At 68.0% G+C, this 13879-nt stretch carries 10 protein-coding genes; 8 read left to right on the forward strand and 2 right to left on the reverse strand.

What is annotated here, in order from left to right:
* Positions 1 to 46: 46 nt before the first annotated feature.
* From lepA to IEY68_RS28075, 3 genes are all read left to right on the forward strand, one after another.
* Positions 47 to 1924 (forward strand): translation elongation factor 4, encoded by a 1878-nt coding sequence (gene lepA / locus IEY68_RS28065; RefSeq protein ID WP_058856931.1) that lies wholly within the window; start codon positions 47 to 49, stop codon positions 1922 to 1924.
* Between the two features lie 187 nt (positions 1925 to 2111).
* On the forward strand, positions 2112 to 4511 hold the full coding sequence (locus IEY68_RS28070; RefSeq protein ID WP_063000375.1) for a hypothetical protein: 2400 nt from the start codon (positions 2112 to 2114) through the stop codon (positions 4509 to 4511).
* Positions 4512 to 4587: 76 nt separating this feature from the next.
* Positions 4588 to 6417: a P-loop NTPase family protein gene (locus tag IEY68_RS28075; protein WP_229719078.1), complete on the forward strand. Its 1830-nt coding sequence runs from the start codon at positions 4588 to 4590 to the stop codon at positions 6415 to 6417.
* A gap of 53 nt (positions 6418 to 6470) precedes the next feature.
* On the opposite strand, the gene IEY68_RS28080 is transcribed toward IEY68_RS28075, so the two are convergent.
* Together IEY68_RS28080 and IEY68_RS28085 are read right to left on the reverse strand one after the other, a co-directional pair.
* Entirely contained in the window at positions 6471 to 8468 is a 1998-nt protein-coding gene (locus tag IEY68_RS28080) for a glycoside hydrolase family 15 protein (RefSeq protein ID WP_063000378.1), read from the reverse strand.
* 43 nt (positions 8469 to 8511) lie between these two features.
* Positions 8512 to 9174, reverse strand: coding sequence for a class I SAM-dependent methyltransferase (locus IEY68_RS28085; RefSeq protein ID WP_058856651.1), 663 nt, complete (start codon positions 9172 to 9174; stop codon positions 8512 to 8514).
* 82 nt (positions 9175 to 9256) lie between these two features.
* Between IEY68_RS28085 and IEY68_RS28090 the strand changes: the two genes are divergently transcribed.
* The 5 genes from IEY68_RS28090 to IEY68_RS28110 all read left to right on the forward strand — a co-directional run bounded on the left by IEY68_RS28090 (position 9257) and on the right by IEY68_RS28110 (position 13586).
* Positions 9257 to 9466 carry a hypothetical protein gene (locus tag IEY68_RS28090; protein ID WP_058856652.1) on the forward strand — a complete coding sequence of 70 codons (210 nt, stop codon included), beginning with the start codon at positions 9257 to 9259 and terminating at the stop codon, positions 9464 to 9466.
* A gap of 148 nt (positions 9467 to 9614) precedes the next feature.
* Complete coding sequence (locus tag IEY68_RS28095) at positions 9615 to 10649, forward strand: sulfate ABC transporter substrate-binding protein (protein ID WP_058856653.1); 1035 nt, start codon at positions 9615 to 9617, stop codon at positions 10647 to 10649.
* A gap of 162 nt (positions 10650 to 10811) precedes the next feature.
* A complete protein-coding gene (cysT, locus tag IEY68_RS28100; protein WP_156426381.1) occupies positions 10812 to 11567 on the forward strand; it encodes a sulfate ABC transporter permease subunit CysT in 756 nt (251 codons plus the stop codon).
* Positions 11564 to 12370, forward strand: a complete 807-nt coding sequence (cysW, locus tag IEY68_RS28105; RefSeq protein WP_058856655.1) for a sulfate ABC transporter permease subunit CysW — start codon at positions 11564 to 11566, stop codon at positions 12368 to 12370. Before cysT ends, cysW begins: the two co-directional genes overlap by 4 nt.
* A gap of 226 nt (positions 12371 to 12596) precedes the next feature.
* Entirely contained in the window at positions 12597 to 13586 is a 990-nt protein-coding gene (locus IEY68_RS28110) for a sulfate/molybdate ABC transporter ATP-binding protein (RefSeq protein ID WP_058856656.1), read from the forward strand.
* The last annotated feature ends 293 nt before the right edge of the window (positions 13587 to 13879 follow it).

Raw genomic sequence — 13879 nt, forward strand, 5'->3', positions numbered from 1 at the left:
GCGGGGCCCAGCATGGGACGATGGTCGGCACTACGCCCGATACCCAATGAGGAGTGGAGTGCCAGCCAGCTTCGCCGATACGACGTTCACCGATCCGTCGCGGATCCGGAACTTCTGCATCATCGCGCATATCGATCACGGCAAGTCGACGCTGGCCGACCGGATGCTGCAGCTCACCGGTGTCGTGGAGGAACGGCAGATGCGTGCGCAGTATCTGGACCGGATGGATATCGAGCGGGAACGCGGTATCACCATCAAGGCCCAGAATGTGCGGCTGCCCTGGGTCCCGCGATCCGGTGCGCACGAGGGCGAGGATTTCGTCCTGCATCTGATCGATACGCCCGGCCACGTGGACTTCACTTATGAGGTGTCGCGCGCGCTGGAGGCCTGTGAGGGTGCCGTCCTGCTGGTGGATGCCGCGCAGGGCATCGAGGCGCAGACGCTGGCGAATCTGTATCTGGCGCTGGACAAGGATCTGGAAGTCATCCCGGTCCTGAACAAGATCGACCTGCCCGCCGCCGATCCCGAGCGTTACGCGGCCGAGCTCGCCCATATCGTCGGCTGCGAGCCGGAGGATGTGCTGCGCGTGTCCGGGAAGACCGGGGTGGGCGTGACCGAACTGCTGGATCGGGTGATCGAGCGGGTTCCGGCGCCGGTGGGTGACGCGGATGCCCCCGCACGGGCGATGATCTTCGATTCGGTCTACGACACCTACCGCGGCGTGGTCACCTACGTCCGTGTGGTGGACGGCAAGCTGACACCGCGCGAGAAGATCAAGATGATGTCCACCGGTGCGACCCACGAGTTGCTCGAGATCGGAATCGTCTCACCGGAGCCCAAGCCGACCCAGGGACTCGGGGTCGGGGAGGTCGGTTATCTGATCACCGGTGTGAAGGATGTCCGGCAGTCGAAGGTCGGCGATACCGTGACCGCCGCCCGCAACGGCGCGACCGAACCGCTCACCGGCTACCGCGAACCGCGTCCCATGGTCTACTCGGGGCTGTATCCGGTGGACGGGTCGGACTACCCGGACCTGCGGGACGCGCTGGACAAACTCCAGCTCAACGATGCCGCCCTCACCTACGATCCGGAGACCTCGGTGGCGCTCGGGTTCGGCTTCCGCTGCGGGTTCCTGGGTCTGCTGCATATGGAGATCACGCGCGAACGCCTGCAGCGCGAATTCGGTCTCGACCTCATCTCCACCGCGCCGAACGTGGTCTACCGGGTGGTGATGGAAGACGGTGCGGAACATATCGTGACGAATCCGTCGTTCTGGCCGGAAGGCAAGGTGCGCGATGTCTTCGAGCCGGTCGTCAAGGTCACGATCATCGCGCCGAGCGAATTCATCGGTGCCATCATGGAACTGTGCCAGTCGAGGCGCGGCGATCTCGGTGGGATGGACTATCTGTCGGAGACCCGGGTCGAACTGCGTTACACGCTGCCGTTGGCCGAGATCATCTTCGACTTCTTCGATTCGCTGAAATCGCGCACCCGCGGCTATGCCTCGCTGGACTACGAGGAAGCCGGCGAACAGGAATCGCAGCTGGTCAAGGTGGATATCCTGCTGCAGGGTGAGGCGGTCGACGCGTTCAGCGCCATTGTGCACCGCGATGCCGCCCAGGCCTACGGGCACAAGATGACCACCAAACTGCGGGAACTGATCCCGCGCCAGCAGTTCGAGGTGCCGATCCAGGCCGCCATCGGCTCGAAGATCATCGCCCGCGAGAACATTCGCGCCATCCGCAAGGATGTGCTGGCGAAATGCTACGGCGGTGACATCAGCCGTAAGCGCAAGCTGCTGGAGAAGCAGAAGGAAGGCAAGAAGCGGATGAAGACGATCGGCCGGGTCGAGGTCCCGCAGGAAGCCTTCGTCGCGGCGCTGTCGTCGGACGCTCAGTCCGATAAGCCGAAGGACAAGAAGTAGGGTCCGCCCGGCCCACTCTCGGGAATATCGCTGTGCGATAGCCGGATCTGTCGCCGCCGCCCACCCGGCCTGCGAAATCTGCTGATAACGAAAATGTGACAGCCGCAGATGTCGACAATAGGCTGATAGCGGATCCACGCCTGCCGCCCCGGCGTGGTTGCTGTTGAACGCGAGAGTGGAGTATGGAATGGCGCGTGATCTGCCGTTCGACGGCGAGGAACAGGCCACCGAACGCGGTGGTGACACCGCCTATCGCATTGCCAGCGCCACGTCGCGAGTCGCTCGCGGTGGCGCCTATGTGACCGGCGGCGCGCTCATCGCGAACAACGGTGGCGGGGTCCCGGCACCGCCCAGCGAACTGGACAGCCGCAACGCGGGCTGGGCGCGCAACGCCGATCCCGATCCCGATGTACCCAGCCCGGTGATCACCTTCCCGGATCCGGATCCCGTGCAGACCGATTCGCCGGGGTCCGGCGGCGACGCGAGCACGACGATGCCGCTCCCGCACGGCCCGACACTCGATATCCAGGTCGGCCGCCCCGGCGATTTCGATCTCGACGACTACTACCCGGGCGTCCATGTGGAGGACATACCGGGGCTGGCGCTGGAACCGGGCCCCTCGGAGGGTGGCGCGCCCGGTGCCGGGTTCATGCCGGGGACCGGGGTGCCCGACGCCGTGGTTCCGGGTGTGCCCGATTTCGGTGCGCCGGATCCGGGCGTACCGCCGAACGGCTTCCCGGGTCTCGACGGGATTCCCGGTCTGGGGGACGGTTTTCCACTACCGGGCAACGAAGGTCTCGGTGCCCCGGGCGAATTCGAGCTGCCGTCGCCGGGCGATGCCTTCCAGACCGATATCTTCGATCTGCCCCGGTTCGACCTGAGCCCGGATTCCGCGGTGCAATCGGTGGCACGCGACCCCGCCGACGCGGACTACGGTTTCGACCTGGCCGACCTCCTCGCGCGGCCGGGCGGTGGTGCGGATTCCGGGTGGTTCGAGGGAGCTCCCGACGGTGGTGTCAGCGGTGAGTTCCTCATCGACTACGGGGCCGACGGTGGCATCGTCTTCGCCGACGGGTTCGGCCACGCGGTGGCGGTCGATTCGCAACTGGGTCTCGATATCTCGGCGGGGGCGGACGGCTTCTGGATGGCCAGCGACTGGGATCTCGATATCACCGTCGGCGACGGCAGCCTGCTCGACGATCGGCTCGATCAGTATCTGGACTGGGCCCAGTCCGGCACCGCAGCCTCCGAATCGTGGCAGTCCGCCGGGCGCGGTCCGCTGGATTCCGCTTCGCGGGCGGACGCGGCCGCGGCCGCGGGCAAAGAGGCCGCCTCTTCCGGGGCCGAGCAGGGAGTGTCGGCCGGTGCGGATGCGGCCGGGACGGTTGCCGCAGTGTCGTCCGGCGCCGGTACGGCCTCGGGTGCCGCGGCGTCGAACGGTGTCGTGGGGCCCGCCGCGGTGGCGCCGGCCGCGCCCGGTCCGATACCGGCTCCGGCTCCCATGACCTCCAGCCCGATCGCCCCGACGCCGATGGCCGCCGCGCCGATCGCCCCGGCGCCGATGGCGCCCGCGCCCGTCCCGCCGCCGGTGGTTGTCCCGGCCGTCGTCGCGCCGGCGGTGCAGCCGGTCGCGGCGACCCCGCTGCAGACCACGGTGCAGCCCGACGCGGCGACCACCCCGATGGCACATGTCTTCCATCCACCGGCGGGCCAGTCGCCGCTCACCGCGCCGCCCGCGCAGGTGCCGGATCTGTTCCAGCGGCCCCCGGAGTCGCCCGCACGCGATCCGCAACCGCCGGCCGTGCCGGTGCTGCCCGATTCGTCGACGGCCGTGGTGCCCACCACGACCGCACCGGCGACGACGGGAGGCCCCACCTCCACCACCGACACCACGACCACCGGACCGGACGGCAGCACCATCACGTCCGTTGACGGCAGTACGACGATCGACGGCAGCACCACTACTTCGATCGGCGGGAGCACCTCGACGTCTCCGGACGGTTCGACCACCGCTCCGGAGACCACCACCGGTACCGGCGGTTCGTCGACCGGGACCACGCCGGAAACCACCACCTCCGGTGGCGAATCCTCCGCCACCACCGGCGGATCGAGCGGCGCCACCACCACGAGCCCGGACGCCACCGGCGAGACCGGGACCGGTGGCACCACCACCGACCCCATCGGCGGAACCAGTTCCAACGGCCCGGCCACCGGTGGCCAGACGCCCGACGGCACGCCGTCCACGGTGGAGATACCCACCCAGCAGGCGCCCACCGTGGATCAGCCGCCGGCTTCGGTGCCCACCGTGAGTGTGCCCACCCAGCAGCCGGTCGTGCCGGATGTCCCGGCGCCGCATCCGTTGCCGACGCAGCTTCCGGTGGTACCGCAGGTGAAACCGGTCGCTGATCACGGTTCGCCGGTTCCGTACGATGTGCACGGGGTGGCCGCCACGCTGTACACCGACCATTCGGTGCTCGGCTCGACGGACAGTGGCCTGACCGGTGATCTCTCGGCCGGGCTCCTGCCGCATACAGTGGCTGTGACCGAGAATCCGATTGCCGATCACGGCCATTGGGTATTTATGTGACGATTCACGGCCGGCGGGGGTTCTGTCCGGCCGTACGGGGGTCGATTCGACCGAGCGCGGTCGATGACGTGATGTTGTGACCGAGAGTGAGGAGCAGGGCTTGTCTGCCGTAGCCGGACCGCGAGCCGCCACGGTGAAGAATCCGGATGTGATGGCCCCCCTCATCCAGATCATCGACGAGTTGCGCGATGTATCGCGCACCGCGAGCCGTAACGATCTACGTGGCCGCCTCGGAATGGTGCGTGCCAGGGTGGCCGATACCCGGGTGCGGCTGGTGGTGGTCGGACCGCCCAAGAGCGGGACGAGCACTTTGGTCAACACCATGGCGGGGGCGCCGATCAGTGCCACCGACAGTGCGATCAGCGTTCCCGCGATCGTGGAGTACGGTCCCGAACCCACGGCCACCCTGATCCGCCGTGAAGGCGGCGGGCGGATCCGGCGGCAGCTCGTGGACCCGCTCGACCCCGGTCCGGCGCTCATGGCCAAAGGTGTGATCCGGGCCGACTTCACCCAGCCCAGCCCGCTGCTGGCCGAGGGAATCGTGCTGATGGACGCTCCCGGTGCGGCCCTGCAGGACCGCAGCACCTGGTCGATGATCGCCGCCGCCGACGCCGTCCTCTACGTGACCGATGCCGATACCGAGTACAGCCGGGAGCAGATCGCGCATCTGCGCCGCGTCGGGCAGGTCTGTCCCACCGTGATCTGCGTGCTCAACAAGATCGACCGCAATGCGCACTGGACCCATGTACAGGAACGCAATCGGGAACTGCTCGACGACGCCGGACTGGCTTTCGCGGTGGCGCCGGTCTCGGCCGCGATCCATCAGGAGGCGCAGCAGTCGGGTAACCAGCAGCGGGCGATCGAATCCGGGCTCCCGCAGCTGGTGGAGCATCTGCGCGAATACGTCGTCGCGCAAGCCGACGCGACGGCCGTGAAGTCCGCGGTGCGCGATATCCAGCTGGTCGGCGATCATCTCGGTGTCACCCTGCGCACCGAGGCCGACGCGCTGCGCGATCCGCGCCGCCGGGCCCATGTCACCCAGCAGCTGGCCACCGCCCGGGATCAGGCGGATCAGCTGCGGCAGCGCACCGCCACCTGGCAGATCACTCTCGCCGACGGCAGCGCCGAGCTGATGGCCGATATCGAGCACGATCTCCGGCACCGTTTGCGCACTCTGGTGCGCGACGCGGAAGCGGAGATCATGCGCACCGATCCTCAGCGGCGCTGGCCGGAGTTCGGCGCGGAATGGGAGGCGCGCAGCGTCGAGGCCATCGCGGAGAACTTCGAGCTCGCGAACTACCGTGCCGAGGAATTGGCCGACCAGGTGTCGGCGCGCTTCCCCGCCGATCACCGCACCCCGGACCTACCCGATATCCGTCCTGCGTACCCGTCCGAATTGCTCGAAGACGTGGCGCCGCTGGAGTCGTTGCAGACCACGCGGGCGGGTGCGCTGGACCAGTTCCTGTCCGCGCTGCGTGGTTCCTACGGCGGCATCCTCATGGTCGGTATGGCCACCAGTCTGCTCGATATGCCCCTGGTGAACTGGTATTCGATCGGCGCGGGCCTGCTACTGGGCATCCATGTCCTGTGGGAGGACCGCCGGGGCCGCAAACTGCGGCGCCAGGCCGAAGCCAAGGCGGCCCTGGCCCGTTGGATGGAGGATGTCATCTTCCAGGTCGGCAAGGAATCCCGGACTCGTCTGCGCGAGGTGCAGCGGGTGCTCCGGGATCACTTCACCGATATCGCCACCGACGCGCTGCGTGCCGCGGACGAAGCCCTCCGGGTCGCTGAGGAAGCAGGTGCCCAATACGGTGACCGTGGCGCGGAGCGGCTCGCCCGGCTGGACAGTGATATGGGTAAGCTCCGCGATCTTCGACAGCAGGCCGGCAGTATCGTCGCCGCTTGATACCGCGGCCGCGCCCGATCCGCGCGGCCGGATGCGGCCCGGCCGCGGAACGCCTAGCGCCGGGGGCGGCTGCGCCAGGGGGTGCCGGTGGTCCGGCCGTGTGCCGGGCGGAACGTTCCGGCGGGTTGCGAGCCCTCGGCCCGGATCAGGTGTGTGACGGCGTTGATCAGCGCGAGGTGGGTGAACGCCTGGGGAAAATTGCCCAGGTGCCGGCCGGTGTAGGGGTCGATCTCCTCGGCGTACAGCTTGAGCGGACTGGCGTGGTTGAGCAGCCGCTCGCACAGTCTGCGGGCCCGGGTGATCTCGCCGATCTCCACCAGCGCCGATACCAGCCAGAACGAACAGATGGTGAAAGTGCCCTCGGCGCCGGACTGGCCGTCGTCGGTGGTTTCGGTCCGGTAGCGCAGCACCAGCCCGTTCACGGTGAGTTCGTCGGCGATTGCGAGCACGGTGGCGCGCACCCGTGCGTCGTCGGGCGGCAGGAACCGGGTCAGTACCACCAGCAGCAGCGAGGCGTCGAGGGTCGTGCCGCCGTAGATCTGGGTGAAACGCCCGCGCTCGTCCACGCCGTGTGTCAGCACATCGGCGCGGATCTCGTCGGCGATCAGGTGCCATTCCTCAGCGATATGGGCCTGCCCGTGTAGTTCGGCGATCTTCGCGCCGCGGTCCAGCGCCACCCAGCACATCACTTTCGACGAGGTGAAATGCTGTGGTTCGCCGCGCACCTCCCAGAGGCTGCGGTCGGGCCGGCGCCAGTTGTCGATGGCGGCGTCCACCTGGCGTTTCAGCATCGGCCACAGGGTTTCCGGTACGTGCTGACGTGATTTCACGTGCAGGTAGACCGCGTCGAGCATGGTGCCCCAGATATCGTGCTGTTCCTGGTTGTAGGCGCCGTTGCCGATCCGGACCGGGTGTGCGTTGCCGTAACCGGACAGGTGGTCGAGCGTGCTCTCGGTGATACCTCGTTCCCCGCCGATTCCGTACAGCACCTGCAGGGGTACCGGCTCGCCGTCGGGGTCGGTCGTGGCGTCGTGCAGGAAGGCGAAGAAATCGTCGGCTTCGCGATCGAGCCCCAGCGTGTAGAGACCCCACAGCGCGAAACTGGCATCGCGCACCCAGGAGTAGCGGTAGTCCCAGTTGCGTTCACCGCCGGGTGCTTCCGGCAGGGAGGTCGTGGCGGCCGCCATCAACGCGCCGGTGGGGGCGTAGGTGAGGCCTTTCAGGGTGAGGGCGCTGCGTTGCAGGTAGCGGCGCCAGGGGTGGTCCGGGAAAGCGCCGAGGGTGATCCACTGGCGCCAGCATTCGACGGTGGTCCACATCTTCTCGGCGGCCTCGTCGAAGGTTTGTGGCGCGGGCAGTTCCGACCAGGTGAGAGCGACGTAGGCGCAGTCGCCCTCGCGCATCCGGGTGCGCGCCCGGGCCTCCCGCCCTTCCAGGCCGAGGCGCAGATCGGTGGTGAGGGTGAGGGTGGGTCCGGCCGTCGGGTCGGCGGCGCAGACCGCGGAGGCCTCCTCGTACACCTTGCCGGTGTACTCCCAGGTGGCCATGGCCCGGTGGTAGTCGAACGACGGCTCACAACTGAGCTCGAGTTCGACGGTGCCGCTCACACATTTGACCGTGCGCAGCAGCATATGCGCGGCATCCCAGTCGGTCGGGGTGCGCCGGTGCGTGCGGCTGCGCTGATCGGTGCTGTGCCAAGGCCCGAGCACGAGCGCGTCCCGGATGATCAGCCAGCCCGTTTCGGTCTGCCAGGTGGTCTCCAGGATCATCCCGCCGGGCAGATAGCGGCGCGCGGCGGGCACCGAGCGTCCGTAGGGGCCGAGCCGGAAATGGCCGGCGCTGCGATCCAGGACGGCACCGAACACACTCGGTGAATCCGGGCGCGGTACGCACATCCACTCCACCGAGCCATTGCTGGCGATCAGGCAGGTGGTCTCGCAATCGGACAGGAAGGCGTAGTCGTCGATCACCGGGAAGTTGTTCCCGGGCGGCGGGGCCGCCGGGTAGCTGCCCGGTTTGCCTGCGGGGGGCGCGTGCTCGGGACTCGGCATACCCCATGATGGGTCCCCGGGACCCGAGCCGTCCACCACCGGTTCAGTCGGTGCGCCGGATCCTGGCCAGCCAGGCGGCGAGTTCGACCTTCCCGCCCGCGTCGGGGGTGAGGCCCGCGGACTGTTCGGCGACCACCTCGGTGATCCGCCCGTAGTAGTGGTCCGGCCGTAGCTCTTCGAGCTCCCAGCCGGGCCCGGCGAAGGAGTCGCGGATCATATCCGCGCCGATACGCGGGCCGAATCCCGCCTCGGTGTCGGAGAGCGCCAGGATGTGCACATGGCCGCCGGGTTCGCAGAGGCGGTGCAGGGTGCGCACATAGTCGGACCGGGCCGCGGGGTCCTCGACGAACACATGGAACAGCGCGCTGTCGACGATCGTGTCGAAAGTGCCCAGCGGGTTGTCGGCGGACCGGGCCAGGGCGACCATATCGGCCACCTCGAACCGCGCGTTCGGCACTTTCTTGGCGGCGGCGTTGCGACGGGCATAGGCGACAGCGCTCGGAGCGAGATCCACGCCGAGCACGTTGTAGCCGAGGGCGGTGAGCGCGATGGTGTGTTCCCCGGCACCGGTACCGGGATCCAGGACGCGGCCGTGGATCCGGCCGGCCCGTTCCAGTTCGGCGATCGCGGGCTGGGGCTCGCCGATGATCCACGGCGCGGTGTCGTTGTCGTAGGCGGAGTTCCATACCTCTGCTGCCTGTGTCATGGGTCCAGCCTGCAACCTGTAGTCGGGTTGAGGTCAAGCACGGGTCGAGGCGGTTGTGGCGCGGTGTTCTACGCTGGTCGCCGTGGAGCGTATTGCCGACTGGTGGGACGGGTTCGAGATGTGGGTGGCGGGTCTCCCGTTCATCCCGCAGTTCCTCGTGGTCCTGGTGGGCATGGTGCCGATCAGTTTCGCGATCGCCTACCTCATCGACCGGGCGCTGCACGTGGCGGGCGCCGCACTGGGGCGCAACGAGACCGACGGTGACCGCGATCCCGGAAACGGGGTGTTCTGATGCCGCGCTCGCGGGTACAGCTGGCCCTGCTGGCTCTGCTGGTACTGATCGTCGTCGCCTGGCTGTTCACCCGGTGAGCGGTGCGGTTTCGCCCGCCGGTGGTAGGTTCCCGCGGATTCGGCGCGGGTCCGGTGCGGAAGCGTCGGCCATGCGGGATACCAGCCGCCCGGCCGGTCGTCACCGTCTGCTGGCGGTCCTGATCGCGCTGCCGATGTTGCTGGCCGGATGCGCCGGTGGATCCAGTGACGAGGTAGGGGGTGGCGGCGCCGACGGCAGTGGGGGCACGGTCGACCTGTACGCGTACGCGATCCCCAAGGCCGGTTACGACGAGGTCGTCCCGCTGTTCAACGAGACCGAGGTGGGTGAGGGCGTCGAGGTGCGCCAGTCCTACGGTGCGTCCGGGGACCAATCCCGCAAGATCGTGCGCGGAGCACCCGCCGATGTGGTGAGTTTCTCTCTCGAACCCGATATCACGCGTCTGGTCGACGCCGGACTGGTGGATCCGGACTGGAACGCCGACGCCACCCGGGGCGTGCCGTTCGGGTCGGTGGTGTCGCTGGTGGTGCGGTCCGGGAATCCGAAGAACATCCGGACCTGGGACGATCTGCTGCGCCCCGATATCGAGGTGGTAACCCCGAACCCGTTCAGTTCCGGCTCGGCGAAATGGAACCTGCTCGCCCCCTATGCCGCGGCCAGCGCGGGCGGGCGCGACCCGCAGGCGGGGGTGGACTACCTGAACCAGATGCTGGCCCATGTGCGCGTGCAGCCGAAATCCGGCCGCGAGGCCACCGAGGCGTTCCTGCAGGGCACCGGCGATGTGCTGATCAGCTACGAGAACGAGGCGATCTTCGCCGAACGGCACGGCGACCCGGTCGAGCACATCGTGCCCGATACCACCTTCAAGATCGAGAACCCGGTCGCGGTGCTCGAACACGCCCAGCACGCGGAGAAGGCGATCGCCTTCCGTGACTTCCTCTATACGACCGAGGCGCAGCGCGCATGGGCCGAAGCGGGGTTCCGACCGGTCGATCCGGGAGTGGCCGCCGAGTACACCGAGACCTTCCCGCAGCCGCCCATTCTGTACACCATCGCCGACCTGGGCGGCTGGGAGACGGTGGAGGCGGATCTGTTCGCTCCCGACACCGGCACCATCGCCGTCGCCTACGACAACGCGACCGAGTAGCCGGGTGACCCGGCCCACACGCGATACTCGATACTCGTGACCACCAGCCCCACCACCGAGCCCGCGCCCACCGGCGCCGGCCCGGATCTCGCCACCCGCCGGCCGCTCCGGTCCTGGCTGCGGTTCACCGGTTCGGTGGGCCCGCTCGGTATCGCCACCGCGATGTTGTGGCTGAGCGTTATCGTGCTGCTGCCGCTGGCCGCGCTGACCTTCAGCGCGTTCGACGACGGCTGGTCCGGTTTCTGGGGTGCGGTCACCGATCCACTCGCGCTGGCGTCATTGCGGGTGACGGTGCTCGTCTCGCTGGTGGTCGCATTGCTCAACGTCGTGATGGGTACGCTGATCGCCTGGGTTCTCGTACGTGACGACTTTCCGGGCAAGAGCTTGGTCAACGCGCTGATCGACCTGCCGTTCGCGCTGCCCACGATCGTCGCCAGCATCGTCCTGCTGGCCCTGTACGGCCCGCGGAGCCCGATCGATATCCATCTCAACGCCACCCGGCCAGGTCTGGTGGTCGCGCTGGCGTTCGTGACCCTGCCGTTCGTAGTGCGGTCGGTGCAGCCGGTGCTGATCGAAGCCGATCGTGAGGTGGAGCAGGCGGCGCTGTCGCTGGGCGCCGACAACTGGACGACCTTCCGCCGTATCGTGCTGCCGACGCTGGCGCCGGCCGTTATCAGCGGCGGCGGCCTGGCCTTCGCGCGCGCGATCGGTGAATTCGGTTCGGTGGTGCTGATCGGCGGGAATATCCCGCGCGAGACCCAGGTGGCCTCCCAGTACATCCAGCAGCAGATCGAGATCGACCGGCCGGTGAACGCGGCGGCGGTTTCGGTGGCGCTGCTGGTGATCGCGTTCGTCGCGCTGCTGGTGCTGCGCGTATTCGCCGAGCGTACGGCGCGCAAGGAACGTGAGGCCCGATGAAATTGTCCGCTCCCGGCCGGATCACGCTGCGCGTGCTCGCCCTCGGCTATCTGTTCGTACTGCTGGTCCTGCCGCTGGGGATCATTCTGTACCGCGCCTTCGGACAGGGGATCGGGGCGTTCATCGACCAGATCAGTACGCCCGCCGCGATCTCGGCCTTCAATCTGTCCATGATCATCTTGGTGATCGTGGTACCGGTGAACGTGATCCTGGGGGTCGTGATCGCGCTGGCGCTGGTGCGCGGCGAGTTCCCCGGACGCCGGTTACTGCAGGGCATCGTGGATCTGCCCTTCGCGGTGTCGCCGGTGGTCGTCGGTGTCGCGCTGATCATGCTGTGGGGCGTGGACGGCTGGTTCGGCGCGGTCACCGACTCTGGTTTCCGGGTGATCTTCGCGCTACCGGGCATGGTGCTGGCCACCATCTTCGTCACCATGCCGTTCGTGGTGCGCGAGGTGGAACCGGTACTGCACGAGATCGGCGACGACCAAGAGCAGGCGGCGGCCACACTGGGGGCTTCGCGCTGGCAGACCTTCTGGCGGATCACCGTCCCCGCGATCCGCTGGGGCCTCACCTACGGCGTGGTGCTCACCGTGGCCCGGGCCCTGGGCGAGTTCGGCGCGGTGATCATGGTGTCCTCCGGATTCCCCGGTGTCTCGCAGACGCTGACCCTGCTGGTGCACGAACGCTATATCAACGACCACAACGATTTCGGCGCGTACTGCGCCGCCACCCTGCTGATGGGTCTCGCGCTCATCACCTTGCTGTTGATGACGCTCCTGGAACGTAAGCGGCAGGCGTCGTGATGCTGCGATACCTCCGCCTTCGCTGGGGCCTGCGCGGACCGCATGTGTCAGCTTCGAAGGAGGCATTGTGCGATACCTCCGCCTTCGCCGCGGCCTGCGCGGACGGCATGTGTCAGCTTCGAGGGAGGCATTGTGCTGCGATTTCTTCGTCTGCGCTGCGGACTTCGCAGACCGCAGGTAACAGCTTCGAAGGAGGCATTTTGACCGTGCATGCCGGAGGGCGACTGTGATCACCGTGACCAATGCGCGCAAGAACTACGGTTCCTTCGCCGCGCTCGACGATGTCAGCCTGGATATCCCCTCCGGGGAGCTGACCGCGTTGCTCGGCCCCTCGGGATCCGGGAAGTCGACGCTGCTGCGGTCGATCGCGGGGCTGGAGAATCTCGATTCGGGTGTGGTGACGATCGGCGGCCGGGACGTGACCCGGGTGCCTCCGCAGAAGCGGGATATCGGGTTCGTCTTCCAGCACTACGCGGCGTTCAAGCATATGACCGTGCGCGACAATGTGGCCTTCGGCCTGACCATCCGCAAGCGGCCGAAGCACGAGATCGCCGAACGGGTGGACGAGCTGCTCGGCATCGTCGGCCTCGACGGTTTCCAGCACCGGTACCCGGCGCAGCTGTCCGGCGGGCAGCGGCAACGGATGGCGCTGGCCCGGGCGCTGGCGGTGGATCCGCAGGTGCTGCTGCTGGACGAACCGTTCGGCGCGCTCGACGCCAAGGTCCGCGCGGAGCTGCGCACCTGGCTGCGCCGCCTGCACGAGGAAGTCCACGTGACCACCGTGCTGGTGACCCACGACCAGGAGGAGGCCCTGGATGTGGCCGATCGGATCGCGGTGATGAACGCCGGCCGGATCGAGCAGGTCGGCAGTCCCGAGGATGTCTACGATCGGCCCGCCAGCGAATTCGTCATGTCGTTCCTCGGAGCGGTGGCGCGCCTCAACGGGCATCTGGTGCGTCCGCACGATATCCGGGTCGGCCGGGATTCGAATATGGCGCTGGCCGCCTACGAGGGCACCGCGGAATCGGCGGGGGTCACCCGGGCGACGGTCGAGCGGGTGGTGCGGCTCGGTTTCGAGGTCCGGGTGGAGCTGCGCAATGCCGCCACCGGGGATCTTTTCGTCGCGCAGGTCACGCGGGGCGACGCCGAGGCACTCCGCCTCGCGGAGGGGGAGACGGTCTTCGCCCGCGCGACCCGGATTCCCCACCTGCGGTAATTTCGGCGGCGCCGTATTGAATTGCCCGCCTTCGGCGGGGCGGGCGGGGCCCTATTAACCCCGGTTCTTCACTCCTTCGCTCAGTCGCTGCGCTCCTTCGCTACGTCGCTCCAGAACCGGGGCGGGCCCCGCCTACTGAGGTGGACCATCCGTAGAAGACAGAAGGACGGGAAAGCATCCGGATCCGGACATCCACGCTGGACGCAACCCGAATGAGTCGAGTTTTGCGAGACACCTCAAAGACATCCCAGGAGCTTGGATGTCAAGCGGTTGACCTTTCGGCGGGGCCCGGC

The sequence above is a fragment of the Nocardia jinanensis genome (assembly GCF_014645735.1).
GTDB lineage: Bacteria > Actinomycetota > Actinomycetes > Mycobacteriales > Mycobacteriaceae > Nocardia > Nocardia jinanensis.

Bases quoted from the DNA above. Each gene is read 5' to 3' on its own strand.
- cysW (WP_058856655.1), top strand. From the start codon at position 11,564: ATGAAATTGTCCGCTCCCGGCCGGATCACGCTGCGCGTGCTCGCCCTC.
- IEY68_RS28070 (WP_063000375.1), top strand. From the start codon at position 2,112: ATGGCGCGTGATCTGCCGTTCGACGGCGAGGAACAGGCCACCGAACGC.
- cysT (WP_156426381.1), top strand. From the start codon at position 10,812: ATGTTGTGGCTGAGCGTTATCGTGCTGCTGCCGCTGGCCGCGCTGACC.
- IEY68_RS28085 (WP_058856651.1), bottom strand. From the start codon at position 9,174: ATGACACAGGCAGCAGAGGTATGGAACTCCGCCTACGACAACGACACC.
- lepA (WP_058856931.1), top strand. From the start codon at position 47: ATGAGGAGTGGAGTGCCAGCCAGCTTCGCCGATACGACGTTCACCGAT.
- IEY68_RS28095 (WP_058856653.1), top strand. From the start codon at position 9,615: ATGCGGGATACCAGCCGCCCGGCCGGTCGTCACCGTCTGCTGGCGGTC.
- IEY68_RS28080 (WP_063000378.1), bottom strand. From the start codon at position 8,468: ATGCCGAGTCCCGAGCACGCGCCCCCCGCAGGCAAACCGGGCAGCTAC.